Origin of the sequence: Chelativorans sp. AA-79, from assembly GCF_029457495.1 — a bacterium.
Lineage (GTDB): Bacteria > Pseudomonadota > Alphaproteobacteria > Rhizobiales > Rhizobiaceae > Chelativorans.
Map to the genome: position 1 here is coordinate 325,959 of NZ_CP120361.1, position 20,867 is coordinate 346,825.

Below are 20,867 nucleotides of genomic sequence, written 5' to 3' on the forward strand. Positions count from 1 at the left end.
GGGTTCACGGATACCGAGCACCGCGTCGCGCTTCTGGCCCGGCATGAGGCGATTTCGTCGATGAGGGAAGCACGTCAGTCGCGGTGCGGTTATCCAGCGGCCCAATAGACAAACAGGGAAACGGTGCCGTAGAGGTATCAGTGGAAGTGCTAACTGCAGAAACTCGCCAGAAATTCGGACGATCGGAACGCAAGCAAGCCAGTATTGGGAGAATGCTGTTCCATTTGCCATACTCATCAAGCAGATGACGCCGTTCGCGCTATCCACATCATGCCTTCGAAATAGCGGCGAATATCCTGCACCGGACGGCATCTGCACCCGCGCTAAACGGGCAGTAGCGGCCTGATCAACACCCATTCCTCGTCAGTCAAAGCAATCCATTCGCTACTCAGGGTGGCGTCGACAGTCGAACTCGGCCCCTCTTTTGAACCTCTCCGAATCAAGGCTGCCGCTTGAGAATCGTAGCCCTGACCCGAGCAGGTTTTCTGACGGTTCAATGGAAGTTTCGCCCTTTCGGCATCACCCGCGTCACGGTGGCCGATTGCTCGCTTTCCGTTTCCGTGGGGTGCGGCGGCGTGAGCCGACACGCTGCATTCGTCGCTCCTGACTCGGTCGTCTTCCCTTGAACGCGGATTCCCGGCCTTTGTTCTTCCTGCACCAGGGTGCCGAGCCTGGCACTCAGATCCATGATCTGCTCGGCAACCACATGGATGACGCCTGATGCGCTTTGCAGCTTGCCGTCGACGCGCACGAAACGAGCCCCCATTACCTCCGGGCGAAAACGATTGAATACCTTGTCCCAGACGACGATGTTGGCGATGCCGGTCTCGTCCTCGATGGTCATGAATATGACATTCTTCGCCGTGCCGGGGCGCTGACGGATGAGCACCAGGCCCGCAACCGACACGCGGCGGCCGTTGCCGAGAGCCTGCAGGCGTTCGTTGGAAATCACCCTTTCGGCGGCAAGCCTGTCGCGCAGGAAAGAAACGGGATGGGCCTTCAACGAGAGACCAAGCGCCCGGTAGTCATGCACCACATGCATCCCCAGCGGCATAGACGGCAGAAGCACTTCCGGCTCATGCTCGGTGAGGTGGAGATCAGGCCTGTCGAGAAGCGGCAGGCGCTCGACGGGGGCTCCCCCATCCAGGGCTTGAATGTCCCAGAGAGCGGCCCGCCGGTCGAGACCCAGGGAACGAAAAGCATCTGCTTCAGCCAAGCGGGCGATCGCGCCTTTGCTCAGGCCTGAACGCAGCCAGAGGTCACGCACGGATTCGTAACCCGCACCGCGATTAAGCACCATCCGCTCCATTTCCTTTTCCGCGAGCCCCTTGATCTGGCGGAAGCCCAGGCGCACGGCATGACGCGACCTGATAGTGGGGCGCATGTCCGCATGCCGCCTGGCCACGCGGGCAGGATCGAAGACCCCCTCCTCCAGCGTGCAGTCCCATTCAGACCGGTTGATATCCGCAGGCAGCATCTCGATGCCATGCTCACGCGCATCACGCACGAGCTGTGCCGACGCATAAAAACCCATGGGTTGGGAATTGAGGATCGCCGCGCAGAAGACGTCCGGGTAGAAAGCCTTGAACCAGGCTGATGCATAGACGAGCAGCGCGAAGGAAGCGGCGTGGCTTTCAGGAAAGCCGTATTCGCCGAAGCCCTTGATCTGGTTGAAGCAGCGCTCGGCAAACTCGCGCGGATAGCCGCGCGAGGCCATCCCCTCGATCATCTTCTGCTCATAGTTCTGGATCGTGCCCGTGCGCTTGAACGTCGCCATGGCACGCCGCAACTGGTCGGCTTCCCACGGTTCGAAGCCGCCGGCCACGATGGCGATTTTCATCGCCTGTTCTTGGAAAAGAGGAACGCCAAGCGTCTTCTCCAGGATCTCCTTGAGCTCCGGCCGCACATATTCGGGCTCCTCCTTCCCTTCACGCCGCCTGAGATAGGGGTGTACCATGTCGCCCTGGATGGGTCCCGGCCGGACAATCGCTACCTCGATGACGAGATCGTAGAATTCTTTCGGTTTAAGGCGCGGTAGCATCGACATCTGCGCGCGGGATTCCACCTGGAAGACGCCGATCGTATCGGCGCGGCTGATCATGTCGTAGACGGGCTTCCGTTCCTTCGGGAGCGCCGCGAGCGTCAGCTTCTCACCGTAGTGGTTCTCCAAAAGGCCGAAGGCGCGCTGCAGGCAGGACAGCATGCCGAGCGCCAGCACGTCGACTTTGAGAAGGCCGACATTGTCTAGGTCGTCCTTGTCCCACTCGACCATCCGGCGCTCCTCCATCGCCGTCCTGACGATGGGGACGATCTCGTCGAGCCGGTCCTTGGTGATGACGAAGCCGCCCACATGCTGCGAGAGGTGGCGCGGAGAGCCCATGATCTGATTTGCGAGCGCGACCAGATGCTTCGTGCGGGGATCAGCCTCGACGAGACCGGCGGCACTGGTTGCCTTGTCACCCACTTCCTTACTCGACCAGCCCCAGATCGAACCGGACAGCGCGGACATGACATCCTCGGAAAGTCCGAGCGCCTTCGCCACCTCGCGCAGCGCCGAGCGGCCGCGATAGGAGATGACCGAGCAGGCGAGAGCAGTATGCTTCTCACTGTACTTCTCATAAATATAGGCGATGACCTCGTCGCGCCGCTCATGCTCGAAATCGACATCGATGTCCGGCGGCTCGTCACGTTCCTCGGAGATGAAGCGCTCGAGCAGGTGATCCATGATCTCCGGCCCGACATCCGTGATCTTCAGGCAGTAGCAGATGATCGAATTGGCAGCCGATCCGCGTCCCTGGCACAGGATGCCCTTCGAGCGCGCGAATTTCATGATGTCGTAGACGGTCAGAAAATACCGAGCGTAGTTCTTCCTTTCGACAAGGGCGAGTTCCTTGCGGATGAGGTTCCTGTGCTCCTCGGGAACGCCTTGCGGGAAGCGCTCCTTCGCGCCTTCCCAGGCGAGCCGCTCCAGCTCCTCCTGTGCGGGGAGCCCGGACTCCGTCGGCTCGTCAGGATAATTGTGCTCGAGTTCCTTGAGCGAGAAGGTGAGGCTTTCGGCAAAGCGGATCGTCTCGGCGAGCGCCTCGGGGTAGCGGCGGAAGAGCCGCGCCATCTCCGCCGTCGGCTTGAGGTGGCGCTCGGCATTGGCTTGGAGCGTAAGACCCATCTCGGCGACGGGGGTATTCAGCCGGATGGCGGTGAGCACGTCCTGCAGCGGGCGGCGCTCCGCCGCGTGGTAGAGCACGTCGTTGACGGCCATGAGCGGAAGTCCGACGATCTCGGCCATGCCCGCCGCCTGGGCAAGCCGCCAGCGGTCGTTCCCACCATAGGCCGGCGCGACAGCAAGGCGGAGATCGCGCCCGAACCGGTCCTTGAGCGAGCGCAGAAGGGAAAGGATCTTTTCCTCAGCCGCATGAAGGTCCGGCAGGACGGCGAGGGACATGCGGTCGCCCCAGGCCAGGAAATCTTCCGTGCGCAGGTCAGGCTCGCCCTTCTCGCCGCGCTCGTTGGCGACGGTCAGCATGCGGCAGAGATGCGCCCAGCCCCGGCGGTCCTGCGGATAGGTCAGCACGTCCGGCATGTCGTCGGAAAAGACGAGCCGGCAGCCGGGGTGATAAGGCAGCTGAACCACCTCTCCCGTTTCCGGCAGTTCAATATGCTTCGACTGGCTCCAGGCGCGTACCACGCCGGCCACCGTGTTGCGATCGGCAAGACCCATGGCCGAATGGCCGTAGAGCTTTGCCGCAACAACCAGTTCCTCCGGCCGCGAGGCGCCGCGCAGGAAGGAGAAGTTCGACTGCACGGCGAATTCCGCATAGGCGGGAACGGCAGCCGCGCTCATGGGAAAATCCCGTGCATGAACCAGCGCGGCATGTCTTCCGCGGCACCATAGAGGCCCTGGCGGTAGAGCCAGAAGCGCCGGCCCTCGGCATCCTCGATGCGGAAATAATCGCGCGTGGCCGCATCGTCCGGTTCGTGCCACCATTCCGGCGCGATGCGCTCCGGCCCTTCGGAGCGGGCGACGCGATACGTAGCGCGACGCCAGCGGAAATGCAGCGGCGGGCCCTCCGGCACCTCGGCGGCGATCACCTCCACCGGCTCGGGACGGGAGAAGAGGCGGATCGGCCGCGCCGATGCGGCCGGCGCCTCTCCAACGGGCAGCACGGCCGCCTTGCCCGCCGCGGCGAAGGGAAGCATCCGGACGGCGCGCTCGGGAACATGGCTTTCGACGGGTACGGGCCGCATCAGAGCATGCTCGCCGAGGCGGGCGCGTACGCGGTCGGCGAAAAAAGCGAGCCTCTCTTCCTCGCATGTGCTCTCGCCGGCGAGATCGACCTGCGCAAGGGCGAAGGAAGAGGCCTTCAGCACCGAAAGGCGCACCAGCTCGAAGCCGTAGCCGGCATCGATCTTGTCACCTGCCGCGGCAAGCCTCTCGCGGAACAGCCTGCGGATCACGGCCGGATCGCGCAGCGGCAGGGAGGTTCGGACCACGTGCCGGTTCACCGCGCCATCGACCCTGAAGAGCGAAAGCAGCAAGGCGTCGGCGCCCTCGCCGCGCCGCTCCATATCCAGCCGCAGGGTGACGGCGAGCATATGGACGAGGTTCTCGATGTCTGCGGCATGGACGACCGGCTCGGCCAGCTGCCGCTCCGCCGAGAGCGGCGGCACGGGCAGGCGCGGGGAGATCGCCTCCTCGATCCGTCCCAACGCCTGATCGAGCCGCTCAAGGAGTCCGGCGCCGAAGCGGCGCGCCAGCGGCGCGCGCGGAGCATGGAGGATGACCCCCACCGTGTAAAGGCCCACGCTTTCCAGCTTGGCACGGGTCTCCGCGTCGATGCGCAGGGCGGAAAGGGGGAGCGGAGAAAGGGCATCCGCCTCCTGGCCTGGCGGAATCATCGAGAGGCTTGGGAAACGCACCGCCGCCCAGGCCGCGCCGGGGGAGGAGGCCAGGCCCGCTCGCGCATCGAAGCCCTGGCGGTGGAGACAGGATTGAACTTCCTGCATCATCTTCTCCTCGCCGTCGAAGAGATGAGCGCAGCCGGTGATGTCGAGGAACAGGCCATCCGTGCCGTCGAGGGCGACGAGCGGCGTGTAGCGGTCGCACCAGTCGGCCAGGCTTTCGAGCAGGCGGCGGTCGGCCTGCGGGTCGGCCTCGATGATCTCGAGCGAGGGATGCATGGCGCGGACGTCGGCTACGCCGAGGCCCGGCTTCAGCCCCAGCGCCTCAGCTCGCTCGTCGAGGGCGGCGATGCGTTGGGCGTTCTTCTCGCGGTTGCTGATCACCAGCGGTGGGTGCTGTGGCGGCGGGCCGCAGCGCCACGACCGTCCCACCCGCTGCCGGAAGATACGGTCGGTGGCCAGATGCGGGAACCAGAGCGCGAGAATGCGCTGGGCGGATTTCACGCAGGCTGTGCTCATCGGGATTCCACTCCAAGATGAAACGCCCCGGACGGGCCGTGCGGCTCTTGCCGATGACGACGGTGAAGGCGGGATGGCCGATCGCATCCCCCAAAGGACCGGCCACTGTCCGACGCGGCACGGCAGGGGCGGCGGAAACCTCGAGTCGCACGAGGGCGGCCGTCGGTTCCGCCAGGGCCCCCTCGCGGATCAGGAAGACGGGTCGGCCCGCCTCCTGCGCCCGCCGGTGGAGGCGGCGGGTCGCCGTGAGGTCGAGCCGGGCGGGATTGCCGCGGATCTCCAGGACCACGGCGCAGAAATCCTTGAGCCTGGCGGCCTCCTTGGCGATCCACAGCGCATCGGCAAGGTGCTCCGCAGTAGAGAACAGGAGGTCCCCGGGAGAGAGACCAAACTGTCTTTCGAGGCCGGGGGCATAGGGAAAGCCTGCCTCACGGAAGAGATTCGCCATGCCGATCCAGCAGACGGCGCTCTTCCCCTGCCTCTGGCTGTCGGTCTTGCGCAACAGAGAGACAAGGGCGAGGGCGAAGCCTGCCGTAGCTCCCGCGTCGCGCGTCTCGAGGCTGTGGAACTCGGTGAGCGCGGCCTGCGGCACGCCGCCGGCGAGCGCGGAATCGAGCCCCGGAACGCCAGTCCCAAGAAACGCGCTGCGGCCTTCGCGAACTGCCGATATGCCGCGCCGCAGCACCACAGCACTGCCGGCTTCCGGCGCAACAAGGCGCTCGGGCAGCGTACCTTCGATCCTGGCGATTTCCCGGCGCAGGGCAAAAATCTTCTCCTGCGCCATGGCCATACGTGCCATGCCGCTCACTCCGGCGAATAGGTCGTTCCTGTTATGTTCTTATGGATTCCAGAGGCGCCCTCAAGAGTCAAGAAGGATTTTATTCCTTCCCTGTTCCGGGAGGCCAGATGGAATCCAGGCCCTCTCGAATCCCGCGCCGGAAAGCGCTATATGCCCGGCAAAGGATACAAGATGGCCCGGATGTACAAAACACGCGCCTGGCACGACCAGCTTTCACCCTCGCTTGCGGAATTCGAGCTTCTGGCGATGGAAACCTATGCCGGCCTGCCGGAAGAGTTCCGCAAGCTCACCGGTGACATCGTCATCCAGGTGGCGGAGTTTCCCACCGAGGAGATCATGGATGACCTGGCGCTGGAAACGCCGTTCGACCTGCTGGGGCTCTTCGAGGGCCGCGGCATCGCCGAGCGCTGGAACCCGGCTACGGGAGAAGGCCCCAACCGCGTCACGCTCTACCGCCGGGCGATCCTCGACTACTGGGCCGAAAACGAGGAGACGCTTGGCGATATCGTCTCCCATGTGCTGATCCACGAGATCGGCCATCATTTCGGCCTGTCGGACGACGATATGGCGCGCATCGAGGAGAATGCGGGCGACTGGCCGCATCCAGGGTCGTGAATCCTTGGGGCGGCTTCCGCCGCTCCCGGACTGCGTTGCCACGAAGACGCTAATAATCGCCGAGCTTCATGTCCGACGTGTATTCCAGCCCGTCCAGTTCCTTGTAGACGGCCTGGCCACAGCGCATGGCCTTCGCCTCGGGATCATAGGCGTAAGTTGGCGAGCCGTGCAGCAGCCAGCCTTTGTTCAGCGTTGCCGTGACCTTGTGGCAGAAGCTGGAATCGTCCGGCCCGGTCAAAAAGCGGTACAGCCTCATTTGCTTTTCTCCTCGATTTCCCGCGCCTTCTTGAGCAACGCCTCGGCCTGTTCGAGATGGAGTCTCTCGACCATGCGGCCGTCGATCGCGATGACCCCACGATGGCGGTTCTCCGGCTTTGCAAATTCAGCGACGGTCGCCTCCGCTTCGGCGATTTCCTCCCCCGTCGGCGCGAAGACCGAATTGGCGGGCCCGATCTGCGCGGGATGGATCAGCGTCTTGCCGTCGAAGCCCATGGCGCGGGCTTCGGCGCATTCCCGACCGAAAGCTTCCAGGTCGCGGAAATCGTTCGATACCCCGTCGAGCGCAGTAAGATTCCCCGCGCGTGCGGCGAGCACGACCTGCATCAGCCAGGGCAGCAGGTTGCCGCGGCCCGTCACGCGCGTTTCCTTCGCGATGTCGTTGGTGCCGGCGACCAGACAGGAGAGCCGCGCGGCGGGGTCGCGCCCGAGCTCCGCGATGCTGCCTATATTGAGAAGTGAACGCGGAGTCTCGACCATTGCCCACAAGCGGATCGAGCGCGGCGCGTCCGTCTCGTCAAGGGCCGCGTCTGCTTCGAGAATGTCGCGCGGGCCATCCACCTTGGGCAGCAGGATGGCATCGGGCCGGCCGGCGCGTGCGGCCAGAAGATCCTCCGTGCCCCATTCGCTTCCCAGCGGGTTGATGCGGATGACGATCTCGCATTTCGGCCGGCCTGGCCCGGCAAGGAGGGCGCGCAGGCGCTCGCGCGCATCGGCTTTCTCCTCCGGCCCGACCGCATCCTCCAGATCGAGGATCACGGCGTCGCAAGGAAGCGCCGCGCTTTTCCCCAGCGCTCTTTCGTTGCTGGCGGGCACATAGAGAACGGAACGGCGAAGGCGCGGAAGAGGCTCGTGCATGGCCACTTCATGGCGCAGTGCAAGGAGCGGCGCAAGGGCTTTGCGTCCGCGCGCGCTTGTTGTAAAGGGGTGGCACCAATCTGGTTACAGACAGGCACGCAGCCCCATGGAAAAGTTCACCACGCTCACCGGTGTCGCCGCCCCCCTGCCGATCGTCAATGTCGACACGGATATGATCATCCCCAAAGACTATCTGAAGACGATCAAGCGCACGGGACTCGGCAAGGGGCTTTTCGCCGAGATGCGCTACAATGAGGACGGCTCGGAAAATCCGGATTTCGTGCTCAACCGGCCGGCTTACCGCAACGCCAGGATCCTGGTTGCGGGCGACAATTTCGGCTGCGGTTCGAGCCGTGAGCACGCGCCTTGGGCGCTTGCCGATTTCGGCATCCGCTGCGTGATCTCCACGAGCTTCGCCGACATCTTCTACAACAATTGCTTCAAGAACGGCATCCTGCCCATCACGGTCAGCCCGGAAGAGCTGGAGAAGCTGATGGAAGATGCCGAGCGCGGCGCCAACGCCACGCTGACCGTGGATCTGGAACACCAGGAAATCCACGGGCCGGATGGCGGCGTGATCTCCTTCGAGATCGATGCCTTCAAGCGCCATTGCCTTCTGAACGGACTGGACGACATCGGACTGACGCTCGAAAAGGCGCCGGCCATCAAGAGCTTCGAGGATGAATACACCGATAGCCGCCCCTGGGCCTGAGGCTTGGCGTCCTTGCGCCGCCTGATCTCTACCGGCTCTCCTTTCGAGAAGACCGCAGGCTATAGCCGCGCGGTGATCGAGGGCGACTGGTGCTTCGTCTCCGGCACCACCGGTTACGACTATACCTCCATGCCGGAGACCGTGGAGGAGCAGACCCGCAACTGTCTCGCCACCACCCGTGCCGCGCTCGAGGAAGGCGGGTTCGAGTTGGCCGACGTGGTTCGGGCGCATTATTACGTGACCGACCGCGCCCATGTCGACCGGGTCTTCCCCATTCTGGGGGAGGCGTTCGGGGAGATCAGGCCGGCCGCGGCCATGATCGTCTGTGATCTCAACAAGCCGGAAATGAAGATCGAGATCGAGGTGACGGCGCTCAGGCGCAATCGCGCTGAAACAACCGGCAAGATGAGGGGAGCGGGAAATGTCAGACGCACACCGTCAGGTGCCGGTTTAAAATAGGAAACAGTGCGGACCATGCGCCTCGTTTCCCACGTCAATGCAGACGGTTGAAACCGTGATGGCATCGATGAAGCATGCCTGCTCCCTCCGGGGCCCCTTGCACGCTTCCCCACTCCAGCCTAACTTCCCGTCGCTCTAACGGGGTGCCGGCCTGCTGCCGGCTGAGAGGCATCGGCCAACCCGCTGAACCTGATCCGGCTCGCACCGGCGGAGGGATTAGACGCCGAGGCGCCTCATTCCCTTGGAACCGTTGCAAAGGAGGCGTCGAAATGCGCATGAAAGCTCTTCTTCCGGCCCTGGCATTCGGCTTGGCGGCGCTTCCCGCCACGGCGCAGGAGAAGCTCACCGTCTACACCTATGAGAGCTTCACCTCCGAATGGGGACCCGGTCCGGTGGTGGAAGAAGCCTTCGAGGCCGAATGCGCCTGCGATCTCGAATTCGTCTCGGTGGCTGACGGCGTGGCGCTCCTCAACCGTCTGCGGCTCGAAGGCGAGGAGACACGGGCCGACATCGTTCTCGGCCTCGACACGAATCTCGTTTACGAGGCGAAGGAGACCGGCCTGTTCATGCCGCACGATATCGATACCGGCAATATCGACGTGCCCGGCGGCTTCGAAGACGATATCTTCGTGCCTTATGACTATGGCTATTTCGCCTTCGTCTACGACACAGAGGCCCTTGCGGATCCGCCGCAGAGTCTGGAAGAGCTCGTGGAACGCGGAAGCGACCTCAAGATCGCGATCCAGGATCCGCGCACGTCCACGCCGGGCCTCGGCCTGCTTCTGTGGATGAAGGCGGTCTATGGCGATCAGGCTGCGGAGGCCTGGGGCAGGCTCCAGGACAATGTGCTGACCGTCACCCCCGGCTGGAGTGAATCCTACGGCCTCTTCACCAGTGGCGAGGTGCCGATGGTGTTTTCCTACACCACCTCGCCTGCCTATCACCGAATTGCCGAGGGCACGGATCGCTACAAGGCTGCAGCCTTCTCCGAGGGACATTACCTGCAGATCGAGGTTGCCGCGCGTACGGTGAAGGCCGGGGACAATCCGCTTGCCGGAGCATTCCTCTCCTTCATGACCGGGCCCGGTTTCCAGGATGCGATCCCCGAGCGGAACTGGATGTTCCCCGCCGGCAGGACATCCGAGCCCCTGAACCCGGTTTTCGATGAGCTGGTGGAACCGGCTAGGACGCTGCTCTTCTCGCCCGAGGACGTGGCCCGCAATAGAAAGGCTTGGGTCGACGAGTGGCTTTCCGTGATGAGCCGGTGAGCCTTCCCCGGCCGGGCCGTGTCGCTGCCGGCATCCTTGCGCTGGCGGCGATCGGGGCTCTCATCGGGGGCGCCTTCGCGGGCCTTGCACTGGAGGCAGCCCGCTCCTGGCAGAGCGCCATCACGGCTTTCGATCCTTATCTCCTGCGTGTTGCCCGCTTCACGCTCCTGCAGGCGGGGCTTTCCACGCTGCTTTCGGTCGTGCCTGCTATCCTCGTCGCCCGCGCTCTCGCGCGCCATCCCCGTTTTCCGGGTCGCGGGCTCATTCTCCAGCTTTTCGCCGTGCCGCTCGCCCTGCCTGGCATCGTCGCCGCCCTCGGCGTGCTCGCGCTCTATGGGCGCGCCGGCTTCCTGGCACCGCTTTTCACCGCGTTTACCGGCGAGACATGGCAGGGGATCTACGGGCTTTCGGGGATCCTCGTCGCTCATGTCTTCTTCAACCTGCCGCTGGCGGCGCGCCTGCTGCTTGCCTCGCTGGAAACCGTGCCGGCGGATCAGTGGAGGCTCGCCGCGCAGCTCGGCATGGGCGCGGGCGCCACGTTCCGGCTTATCGAGTGGCCGGCACTGCGGGCCGCGGTTCCGGGCGTCGCGGCGCTCGTCTTCATGGTCTGCGTCGTCTCCTTCACCGTCGTGCTGACGCTCGGCGGAGGGCCGCGCGCCACTACATTGGAGGTGGCGATCTACCAAGCGCTGCGCTTCGATTTCGATCCCGCCCGCGCCATCGCACTGACATTCGCGCAGGTAGTGCTCACCCTTGCGATCGTGCTCGTCCTTTCCCGTCTTGGCGCCTCGATGACGGGTGACGCCAACCTGCCGGTGGCGCCGCGCCGCACCGTATTCGCGCGACCGGGCGAAGCGGGGCTTAACACCGCGATGATCCTGATGGCGCTGGTCTTTGTCGGCGGACCGATGGCCGCGACCGTGTTTGCCGGACTCGAAGCGGATCTATCGAGGCTGGCAGGCGAACCAGCCGTTCGAGGCGCGACGGCGACCAGTTTCGTCCTGGCTGCCTTTGCCGCAATTCTCTGCCTTCTCCTGTCTATCGGGCTGGTGGTCGCCCGCCGCGCGCTCGAGATCGCCCGGCGCGGCGGAAGGTCCGGTCTTCTCGAACGACTCACGGATACGGGCGCAAGCATGGTGCTGATCGTGCCGCCCATCGTGATCGGCGCCGGCTGGTTCATCCTTCTGCGCCGCCAGAGCGACGTACTCGCCTTCGCCCCCATCATGGTGGTCACCGTGAACGCGGTCATGGCCATGCCCTTCACCATGCGGGCGATCCGCCCGGCCTACGACGCGGCGAGTGCGCGGCACGAGAAGCTCTGCCTCGCCCTCGGTATCTCCGGCTGGAACCGGTTTCGCCTCGTCGACTGGCCGGCCCTCAAACGGCCGGCGGCGACCGGCTTCGCCTTCGCCATGGCGCTGTCGCTCGGTGATCTCGGCGTGATCGCGCTTTTCGGCAGCGACCAGGTGAAAACCTTGCCCTATCTGCTGCTCGAGCGCATGGGGAGCTACCGCACCGCCGATGCCGCGGGCCTGGCGCTGTTCCTCGGTGTCCTCTGCCTCGGCCTGATGTTCCTGGCCACCCACTGGGGAAAAGAGAGATCATGAGCGTCGCAGCGGAAAAAGGTGCCGCCGTGAAGCTGGAGGCGCTCACCTTCTCTTATCCTGGCGGGACCTCCATGCGATTCAATCTTTCGGTCGCGCCGTCGGAGATCGTGGCGCTTATGGGGCCCAGCGGCTCGGGAAAATCGACGCTGCTCAACCTCGTCGCCGGTTTCGAGCAGCCGGATTCGGGCCGGTTGCTGATTGGCGGCGAGGACGTGACGCACCGTCCGCCTTTCGAGCGGCCTGTCTCGATGGTCTTCCAGGAGAACAACCTCTTCGGCCACCTCACGGTGGAACAGAATGTCGGGCTCGGCCGCTCTCCATCCCTGCGACTCTCGGACGACGACCGGGCGGCCATCGGCGAAGCCCTCACGCGGACGGGGCTTGGCGGCAAGGAAAAACGGCTGCCGCAAGCGCTTTCCGGCGGCGAGCGCCAGCGTGTCGCGTTGGCGCGCGTCCTGGTGCGCCGGCGCCCGGTCCTGCTGCTCGACGAGCCCTTTGCCTCGCTCGGGCCCGCATTGCGCGACGAGATGCTTGAGCTCGTGGCGGAACTTCACCGCGACCAGGTCATGACGGTTCTCATGGCCACGCACGACCCGCATGATGCCGAACGCCTGTCGGAAACGATCGTGTTCGTCGAAAACGGCGTCATTGCCGGAACCGGCGCCACCGCGGACTTTCTGTCCGGGAAGGGACCGGCCGCTTTCGCGCGCTACCTTGGCGGGAGGCGGCGGGTGCGCTAACAACCCGGCCTATTGTTTGACCCGATTCGGTCATTATTTATCGCCAGAAGACCATGTGACCGAAACACCTCGCAACTGTGGCGCGCAGATCATTGTCTTCAATCAAGGACTGTGGCTAGGGTCGCCGGCAAGTGAAACGGGACAGGGACCCGTCGAAAGGATGCTCGCTCTGGTTCGACGCGATGCCTCAGGATTGAAAAACGCCGCCAGGACCCGCTGCCGCATGGCCCTGCTTGCGGGCGGGCTCGCCCTTTCGGGCTGCCAGTCGCTCGACATGTCGTCCGACGCGGATTTCAAACCCTCGTCGAATCCGGTTACGGTGGACACCGTGATGCGCAGCGATTCGCTGGCCAATCTGGCGCGCCGGCAGCACCCGAAGATCCTGCAGACCTATGGCGGAGAATATTCCGATCCCAAACTGGAACGCATGCTGGCGCGGGTCGTGGGCAGGCTGTCGCAGGATCCGGAAAACCCGTGGCAGACCTATCGCATCACCATTCTTGATTCGCCTAATATCAACGCCTTCGCCCTTCCGGGCGGCTATCTTTACATCACGCGCGGCATCCTGGCGCTCGCCAATGATTCGGCGGAGATTGCCGCGGTCCTCTCGCACGAGATGGCGCATGTGACCGCCAATCACGGCATCGAGCGCCAGAAGCGGGAGGCGGAAGCGACCCTCGCCTCGCGCGTGGTGGACGAGGTGGTGAGTTCAGATAGCAACGCGCGCGCTGCGGTCGTGCGCGGAAAACTCCAGCTGGCACAGTTCTCGCGCAACCAGGAACTGGAGGCGGATGCCATCGGCATCGGGACGCTCGGTCGCGTGGGCTACGACCCTTATGCGGCCGCGCGCTTCCTCCAGTCCATGGACGCCTATCAGAAATTCCACAGCGTCAAGGGCGAGAACGATGTAAGCCTCGACTTTCTGGCGAGCCATCCCAATGCGCCCCGGCGCATCGAGCTGGCGCAGCGGCATGCCCGGCAATTTGGCCTGCCGGGCACCGGTGTGCGGGACCGCGACGCCTTCCTTGAAGGGATCGACGGGCTGCTCTTTGGCGACAAGCCAGACCAGGGCTATGTGCGCGGGCGCGACTTCCTGCACCCGACGCTCGGCGTCGCCTTCTCTGTGCCCGAAGGCTTCGTCATCGACAATTCGGCCGGCGAGGTCGTGGCAGCGGGGCCTGGCGACCTCGCCTTCCGGTTCGACGGAGCAACGGTGCCCCGGTCCCTTTCGCTTACCGACTACCTGCAGGACGGATGGCTTGCGGGTCTGGATACCGGCTCGGTGCGGACGAGTACCATCAACGGCTACGACGCGGCAAGCGCCCGCGCCTATGCCGGCGAATGGAAGTTCGACGTGACCGTGGTCCGCGTCGGGGATCAGGTATACCGGCTGCTGACGGGTGCACCGCGTAACAGCAATCAGCTCGAGCCGATTGCACGCGTCATCAGCGGCAGTTTCCGTGTGCTGAATCAAGCGGAGCGGGCAGCGTTGAAACCATTGCGTGTCCGCGCGCTCACGGTGCGCCCCGGCGACACGGTGGCGACCTTCGCCAACCAGATGGTGGGTGTCGATCGCAAGCTCGAGTTGTTCCGCCTGCTGAACGGCCTCGGCCCTGGCGCCACCCTTTCTGCCGGCGACAAGGTCAAGATCGTGACGGATCGCTGAAGCGGACGGGAATGGCAAGCAAGGACAAAGGGTTGGCGGATGAGGAAAATTCCGGAGGGCGGATTTTATCCCCGTTGCGGCAACCGACCCTTTGCCGTGCGGTCGAGGCGCTGCAGCTTGTCCGATCAGTTCGCTTCCGCAGGCTCCGCGCGGCTTTTCACCATCGGCAGGAGCACGAGTCCCAGCAGGAAGAGCGCCAGAATGGGTGAAACACCCAGCCGCTGCGCATCTTCGGGCGAGAACGAGAACGCGGCGCCGGAGAACCAGCCGGTCGCGGCGGCAACGGCCAGCGGGCCGATAAAGGTGGTGGCCTTGCCGGAAAGCGCATAGAGGCCGAAGGCCTCCGCGACCTGCATCCGCGGCGCCTGGTCGACAAGCAGCGTGCGCGAGGCGGCCTGGATCGACCCGCCGGCGGCCCCGATGAGCGCGCCGGCCATGAAGAAGAGGGTGTCCGGCATGGATGAGCCGGCGACGACGGGCAGAAAGAAAACCTCGGTACGGGTGGTCGAGATCACCATGAGGCAGCACAGGCAGAGAACGAGGATCGAGACGTTGACCACGGCCTTGGGCCCGAAGGCCTGGTCAAGGCGGCCGCCGAGCCAGGCGCCAAGCGCGCCGGTGACATTGGCCAGGATGCCGAAGCTGCCGATCTCGATGATCGTCCAGCCGAGCACGCCGGCGGCATAGATGCCACCGAAGGCATAGAGCGCGTTGAGCGCATCCCGATAGAACATCGACGATACCAGGAAGCTGAAATAGCTGCGTTGCGAGGGCAGGCGGCGGAGCGTGGCACCTAGCTGATGCAGTCCGTGCCGCACGGCGTTGGCGACGCGGCGACGCGGCTGGTCCGGCGTGAAGAGGAACATCGGCAGCACGAAAAGCACGTACCAGAGCGCGGTGAGCGGACCGGCCGCGCGGTCGCCCTCGCGGACAGTGGAATCGAGCCCCAGGATGGGATCGAGGCCGACAAGCGTTTTCCCCGTCTCCGGTGAAGCGGCCATGAAGCCCAACACCAGCACCAGCGAGACGAGCCCGCCGACATAGCCGAGCCCCCAGGCGGAGCCGGACAGGCGGCCGAGTTCCGAGCGCGGCACGAGATCCGGCATCATGGCATTGTTGAAGACGGCGGCGAACTCCATGCCGAAGACGGCGAGCGCGACGGCTATGAGCACGGGCGCGAGGTTCTCCATGCCGGGCGTGACGAACCAGAGGGCCGAGCAGGCCAGAACGCCGATCACGGAGAAGGCGAAGATCCAGGGCTTTCGCGGGCCCGAAGCATCGGCGATGGCGCCGAGCACCGGCGAGGAAAGGGCGATCATCAGGCCGCCTATGCCGGTGGCGAGCCCCCAGAGCTCCTGCCCGCGCGCCGGGTCGGGTGCCACCGCGGCGGCGAAGTAGGGTGCGAAGACGAAGGTGATGACAAGCGTGTGGAAGGGCTGCTGCGCCCAATCAAAAAGCATCCAGCCCCAGATGCCGGGGCGCCCGCCGGCCGCCCGCCCGCTCTCCGGTGCTGTCTCCATGGTTGGCGTCAAGCGCTCAGGTCAGCTATCAGGCCGGCCGCGACGGACAGGCGGGAGACGGTGAGATCGCCGCTTTCGGTGAGCGACTGGAGCCGATCACGCACGCGCGCCACGCGCTCGCCGCCCGCCTCCACCCAGCGCGCGGCGGGGTCGTCCGTGTCGCGATAGGCCGACAGCGCCGCAACCGTGATCCCCCGGCGGGCGATATCGATCGTATCCATTGCGCGCGCCAGCGCCAGCCCGTCATAATAGTCGGTCGGCGCGAGCGCGCCGGCAGCCGATTCGATGCGGCTCAGGCGGAAGGCTTCGCTGATGGCGAAAAAGGCGCTGGCGGCCTTGGACAGATCGGTCTTCGCCGTATCGGCGGCCAGCACGATATCCGGCACCAGTGCCGAGGCGTCGAGGGAACCGAGCCGCCCCGCAAGAGGGGCGGGCACGCCCGCTGCCTCGTACTGCGCCGCCATGGCGGAGATCCCCTCGGCGAGGAAGTGGGGCAGCAGGGACTTCAGCGCCGGCTCGAGCTTCGCCCGCGCCTCGATCAGGTGGCGGATCCGCTCGCCCGTCGGGCCCGCACCGGCACCATTCTTGAGCTGCCAGGCGGTCGCAGAGAGAATGAGGCGGCAGACCCGCTCATAGAGCGCGAGCTGCACCTGGCCGTCGATCCTGTTGTCCAGGGCGTCGATGGCCGAGAAGATCGAGCGCAGGTCGAAGCCGTCGCGCACGACCGCATAGGCCTCGACGATCTCGTGCGCCGGGCGGCCGGTCATGTCCTGCAGGCGCGTGACGAAAGTGGGTCCGCCGCGGTCTATGATGTCGTTGGCGAGCTCGGTGGCGATGATCTCGCGGCGCAGCCGGTGGCCGCGGATCTCGCCGGCATATTTGCTGCGCATCCGCGTGGGGAAATAGGCGAAGAGATCGGCCTCGAAATGCGGCTCGTCGGGGAGCGGGCTCGCCACCAGCTCGTCGAAGAGCACGATCTTGGCATAGGCGAGCAGCACGCCGATCTCAGCCCGGGTGAGGGCCTCGCCGCGGCTCTGGCGCTCGGCCAGCGCCTCGGGGCCGGGGAGGAACTCGACCGCGCGGTCGAGATGGCCCTGGGCCTCGAACAGGCTCATCATGCGCGCCTGATGGGGCAGCTCGGAAAGCCCGCGGCGCTCCACCAGCGAGATGGCGAGCGTCTGCATGTAATTATTGGCAAGCACCAGATCCGCCACCTCGCCGGTCATGGCCGCGAGCAGCTTGTTGCGCTCGGGACGCGCGAGGGAGCCGTTCCGCATGGCGGCGGCGAGCGCGATCTTGATGTTGACCTCGAGGTCGGAGGAGTTGACGCCACCGGAATTGTCGATGGCATCGGAATTGGAGCGGCCGCCCTTGAGGTTGAACTCGACGCGCGCGCGCTGCGTCATGCCGAGATTGGCACCCTCGCCGACGACCTTGGCGCCCACCTCCTTCGCGGTGACGCGGATCGTGTCATTGGCGCGGTCGCCCACCTCCTGATTGGATTCGCCGGTAGCGCGCACATAGGTGCCGATGCCGCCGAACCAAAGGAGGTCGACGGGCGCCTCGAGGATGGCGCGCATGATCTCGGCGGGCGATCCGACGGCGCTCGCCAAGCCGAGGGCCCGGGCCGCCTCGGGGCTGAGCGTGATCTGCTTCTGCGTGCGCGAGACGATCATGCCGCCCTTCGACAGCTTCGATTTGTCATAATCCTGCCAGCTCGAGCGGGGCAGGTCGAAGAGGCGCGTGCGCTCGGCAAAGGAGATGGCCGAATCCGGGTCGGGATCAATGAAGATGTCGCGGTGATCGAAGGCAGCGATGAGCTTCGTGCAGGGCGAGAGCAGCATGCCGTTGCCGAAGACGTCGCCGGACATGTCGCCCACGCCCACCACGGTGAAGGGCTCCGTCTGGATATCCCGGTTCATCTCGCGGAAATGCCGCTTCACCGCTTCCCAGGCGCCGCGCGCGGTGATGCCCATCTTCTTGTGGTCGTAGCCGGCCGAGCCGCCGGAGGCGAAGGCGTCGTCCAGCCAGAAATCGTGGACCTGGCTGATTTCGTTGGCCGTGTCGGAGAAGGTGGCGGTGCCCTTGTCGGCGGCGACGACGAAATAGGGGTCGTTCCCGTCGTGGCGGACGACGTTCCCGGGCGGTACGACCGTGTCGCCGTCGAGATTGTCGGTGACGGAGAGCAGGGTGGAGACGAAGTTGATATAGGCTTGACGACCCGCCTCGAAGACCTGCTGGCGATCGCCGCCCGCTGGAAGGCGGCGCGGATAGAAGCCGCCCTTGGCGCCGACGGGCACGATGACGCTGTTCTTGACCTGCTGCGCTTTGACGAGGCCCAGAACCTCGGTGCGATAGTCCTGCGCCCGGTCCGACCAGCGAAGGCCGCCGCGCGCCACCGGCCCGAAGCGCAGATGCACGCCCTCCACCTCCGGGCCGTAGACGAAGACCTCACGCCAGGGGCGCGGCTGCGGCAGCCCCTCGACCGACCGCGAATCGAGCTTGATGGCGAGCGAGCGCCGGCCGCTCTCGGTGAAGAAATTCGTACGCAGTGTCGACTGGACGAGGTTCAGGAAGCGCCGGATGATCGTGTCGTCATCGAGACTGGGCACGGTTTCGAGCGCGGCCAGAATCTCCTCCTCTATCTCCTTCGCCCTGGCTTGGGCCTTTTCGCCGGGCGCGCGCTGCGGATCGAAGCGCGCGAGGAAGAGGGCGAAGAGCCGCTCCGCGATCGCGGGGTAGCGGTTCAGCGTGTCGGCGATGAAGCCCTGACTCTGGGGAACGCCGGTCTGGTGCAGGTAGCGGCTGTAGGCCCGCAGTACGGCGATCTGCGAGGCCCGCATTCGCGCCCGCTGCGCAAGCGCGTTCAGGCGGTCATTGTCATGCTCTCCTCGCCAGACGGTGAGGAAGATCTCGTCGAACAGCGTGCCGTCGTCGGAAAGGTCTATGGGCTCGCCGAAGGCGTTCTCGATCTCCATGTCGTGCAGGAAGACCTGTCCCTCGCCCGGTTCACCGACCTCGAAGGTGCGCTCGCTGATGACGCGGAAACCCATATTCTCGAGCAGCGGCACGCGGCGGCTCAAGGCGACGGGCGCGCCGAAATGATAGATCTTCAACGCTGCCTGGCGTTTGCCCTGCTCGGGATGGCGGTGGAAATCGATGGCGATCGGGTTCTCCGGAGAAAGGTCTGCGATGCACCGGGCATCGACGAGCGCCGTCCGGGGCTCGAAACTGTTGCGGTAATCCTCGGAAAAACGCGCGGCCACGGCGGCTATTTTGTCGTCGACCCCCTCGTCCTCCGCGGCTTCGCGCAGGGCATCGTCCCAGGTACGTACGATCGCTCGTACGGCCGATTCCAGTTCCTCGGTCGGAATGCGCGGCGTCTTGCCGCCGGAGCGGCCGATGATGAAGTGCACGCGCGCGAGCGAGCCTTCCGGGAAGGCCGGATAGTAGGCAGAGAGACGCCCTTCGAAAACGGTCTTCAGATAATGGCCGATCCGCCCCCGGACTTCCGAATCGTAGCGATCGCGCGGCACGAAAACCAGAACGGAAACGAAACGATCGAACTGGTCTATGCGGTAGAGCACGCGCACACGCGGGCGTTCGCCGAGGGCCAGGATCGCCTCCGCGTGCTTGCGCAGGCGCGGAACGCCGATCTGGAAGAGCTCGTCGCGCGGGAAGGATTCGAGCACGTTGATGAGTGCCTTGCCCGAATGATCGGTCGGCGCGAAACCGGAACGGGAGATGACGGTCTGCGCCTTGGAGCGCAGATGGGGGATCTTCAGGACGGAGCTCGTATAGGCCGTCGAGGCGAAAAGACCGACGATGCGCAGCTCGCCCGAGAGCTTTCCCTGATCATCGAAGGTCTTCACGCCGATATAGTCGAGATAGGTGCGGCGGTGGACGACGGATTTTGCATTCGCCTTTGTGACGATCAGCGGCTCCGGCCCGTGCAGGAAGGCGCGGATCTCCGGCGTGGTGGTGACGGCATCGTCGCCGCGCCTGAGAACGCGCACATCGGGATCGGCGAGGATGCCGAGCCCCTTCTTGTCGGAGCGCTCCAGCGTGCCGCTTTCCGCGCCGCCGGAGTAATTGAACTCGCGCATGCCGAGAAAGATGAAATTGTCATCGCGCAGCCATTCGAGGAAGGCGATGGTCTCATGGACCTCGCCGGCCTCCAGCGGCACCGGCGCATAACGAAGCCGCGTGATCTCCTGGTCGAGGCGGGCGAGCATCGGTTTCCAGTCGGCCACGGCGGCGCGCACCTGAGCCAGGATGCGGGAGAGCCTTCGCTCGAGCCCGGCGCACTCCTCCGCCGACATGCGCGGGAGGTGCACATGGATGAGGCTCACCTTATCGGCGTCGCGAGCCGACTTGTGGGCCGCCTCGCCGAGGACTTCGGTGACGCCCTCCTTCCCGTGCCGGACGAGGAGCACGGGATGCACCACTAGGGTCGGCTCCGGCGCCGACTCGGTGATCTCGCCCATGATCGAATCGAACAGGAAGGGCATGTTGTCGTTGACCACCGTGACGGTGGTGACGGCGCGCCCGTCACGCTCGATCCCAGAACTGGGCTCGACGGCGACCACGCTTTCGCCCGGCCGATGCTTTTTCAGCGCACGCAGCGCCAGGTCGGCCGCGCGGTCGAGGGCAGGCGCCTCGTAGCAAGCGATGTCCTCCTCCGGTGCGCGGGCGGTCAGAATTTCCCGCAACTGCTCCGCCGCACCCCCATGCCGGTCGGGCTTTGCCGCGTTTGCCTGGACGCTCATCGGGAAACCCTCCTGAAATCCGCTATACCTACGCATATGCTGGCCATCCCGTCGAGCCGACTCGCTGGGACGACTGGCGCAATGATCTGCTCTTCCCTCAAAATGGTGTAGCAATGATGACGGGCCGCGTCACCGTTGTGAAATATCGTAGCGCCTAGCG

14 protein-coding genes and 1 riboswitch are annotated in these 20,867 nt (G+C 65.2%); of the genes, 7 read left to right on the forward strand and 7 right to left on the reverse strand.

The genetic code is table 11. The features are described 5' to 3' along the window. Positions 1-493: 493 nt before the first annotated feature. The 3 genes from PVE73_RS01635 to PVE73_RS01645 are packed head-to-tail and all read right to left on the reverse strand — an operon-like array spanning position 494 to position 6,217. Positions 494-3,841 carry an error-prone DNA polymerase gene (locus tag PVE73_RS01635; protein WP_277365275.1) on the reverse strand — a complete coding sequence of 1,116 codons (3,348 nt, stop codon included), beginning with the start codon at positions 3,839-3,841 and terminating at the stop codon, positions 494-496. Beyond that, positions 3,838-5,283, reverse strand: coding sequence for a DUF6504 family protein (locus PVE73_RS01640; protein ID WP_277367308.1), 1,446 nt, complete (start codon positions 5,281-5,283; stop codon positions 3,838-3,840). The genes PVE73_RS01635 and PVE73_RS01640 overlap by 4 nt, the downstream gene beginning before the upstream one ends. Next, positions 5,225-6,217: a hypothetical protein gene (locus PVE73_RS01645; RefSeq protein ID WP_277365276.1), complete on the reverse strand. Its 993-nt coding sequence runs from the start codon at positions 6,215-6,217 to the stop codon at positions 5,225-5,227. Before PVE73_RS01645 ends, PVE73_RS01640 begins: the two co-directional genes overlap by 59 nt. A 171-nt stretch (positions 6,218-6,388) precedes the next feature. On the opposite strand from PVE73_RS01645, the gene PVE73_RS01650 reads away from it, so the two are divergent. Then, positions 6,389-6,832 carry a metallopeptidase family protein gene (locus PVE73_RS01650; protein WP_277367309.1) on the forward strand — a complete coding sequence of 148 codons (444 nt, stop codon included), beginning with the start codon at positions 6,389-6,391 and terminating at the stop codon, positions 6,830-6,832. Between the two features lie 49 nt (positions 6,833-6,881). Here PVE73_RS01650 and PVE73_RS01655 read toward each other — a convergent pair whose 3' ends face one another. Further along, positions 6,882-7,088 (reverse strand): DUF1737 domain-containing protein, encoded by a 207-nt coding sequence (locus tag PVE73_RS01655; RefSeq protein ID WP_277365277.1) that lies wholly within the window; start codon positions 7,086-7,088, stop codon positions 6,882-6,884. Beyond that, positions 7,085-7,966 (reverse strand): CoA ester lyase, encoded by an 882-nt coding sequence (locus PVE73_RS01660; protein WP_277365278.1) that lies wholly within the window; start codon positions 7,964-7,966, stop codon positions 7,085-7,087. Before PVE73_RS01660 ends, PVE73_RS01655 begins: the two co-directional genes overlap by 4 nt. Before the next feature lie 106 nt (positions 7,967-8,072). Between PVE73_RS01660 and leuD the strand changes: the two genes are divergently transcribed. The 6 genes from leuD (at position 8,073) to PVE73_RS01690 (ending at position 14,418) form a co-directional block, all read left to right on the forward strand. Next, on the forward strand, positions 8,073-8,678 hold the full coding sequence (gene leuD / locus PVE73_RS01665) for a 3-isopropylmalate dehydratase small subunit (protein ID WP_277365279.1): 606 nt from the start codon (positions 8,073-8,075) through the stop codon (positions 8,676-8,678). 12 nt (positions 8,679-8,690) lie between these two features. Next, positions 8,691-9,137, forward strand: coding sequence for a RidA family protein (locus tag PVE73_RS01670; RefSeq protein ID WP_277365280.1), 447 nt, complete (start codon positions 8,691-8,693; stop codon positions 9,135-9,137). Positions 9,138-9,266: 129 nt separating this feature from the next. Continuing rightward, positions 9,267-9,370: riboswitch (TPP riboswitch) on the forward strand. A gap of 36 nt (positions 9,371-9,406) precedes the next feature. Further along, positions 9,407-10,405, forward strand: a complete 999-nt coding sequence (gene thiB, locus PVE73_RS01675) for a thiamine ABC transporter substrate binding subunit (protein ID WP_277365281.1) — start codon at positions 9,407-9,409, stop codon at positions 10,403-10,405. Beyond that, on the forward strand, positions 10,381-12,012 hold the full coding sequence (gene thiP, locus PVE73_RS01680) for a thiamine/thiamine pyrophosphate ABC transporter permease (protein ID WP_277365282.1): 1,632 nt from the start codon (positions 10,381-10,383) through the stop codon (positions 12,010-12,012). Before thiB ends, thiP begins: the two co-directional genes overlap by 25 nt. Then, entirely contained in the window at positions 12,009-12,752 is a 744-nt protein-coding gene (thiQ, locus tag PVE73_RS01685; RefSeq protein WP_277365283.1) for a thiamine ABC transporter ATP-binding protein, read from the forward strand. Before thiP ends, thiQ begins: the two co-directional genes overlap by 4 nt. 223 nt (positions 12,753-12,975) lie before the next feature. Then, a complete protein-coding gene (locus PVE73_RS01690) occupies positions 12,976-14,418 on the forward strand; it encodes a M48 family metalloprotease (protein ID WP_277365284.1) in 1,443 nt (480 codons plus the stop codon). Between the two features lie 125 nt (positions 14,419-14,543). Here PVE73_RS01690 and PVE73_RS01695 read toward each other — a convergent pair whose 3' ends face one another. Together PVE73_RS01695 and PVE73_RS01700 are read right to left on the reverse strand one after the other, a co-directional pair. Then, positions 14,544-15,938, reverse strand: a complete 1,395-nt coding sequence (locus tag PVE73_RS01695) for an MFS transporter (RefSeq protein ID WP_277365285.1) — start codon at positions 15,936-15,938, stop codon at positions 14,544-14,546. Positions 15,939-15,946: 8 nt separating this feature from the next. Continuing rightward, entirely contained in the window at positions 15,947-20,707 is a 4,761-nt protein-coding gene (locus PVE73_RS01700) for an NAD-glutamate dehydrogenase (RefSeq protein ID WP_277365286.1), read from the reverse strand. Positions 20,708-20,867 lie beyond the last annotated feature (160 nt).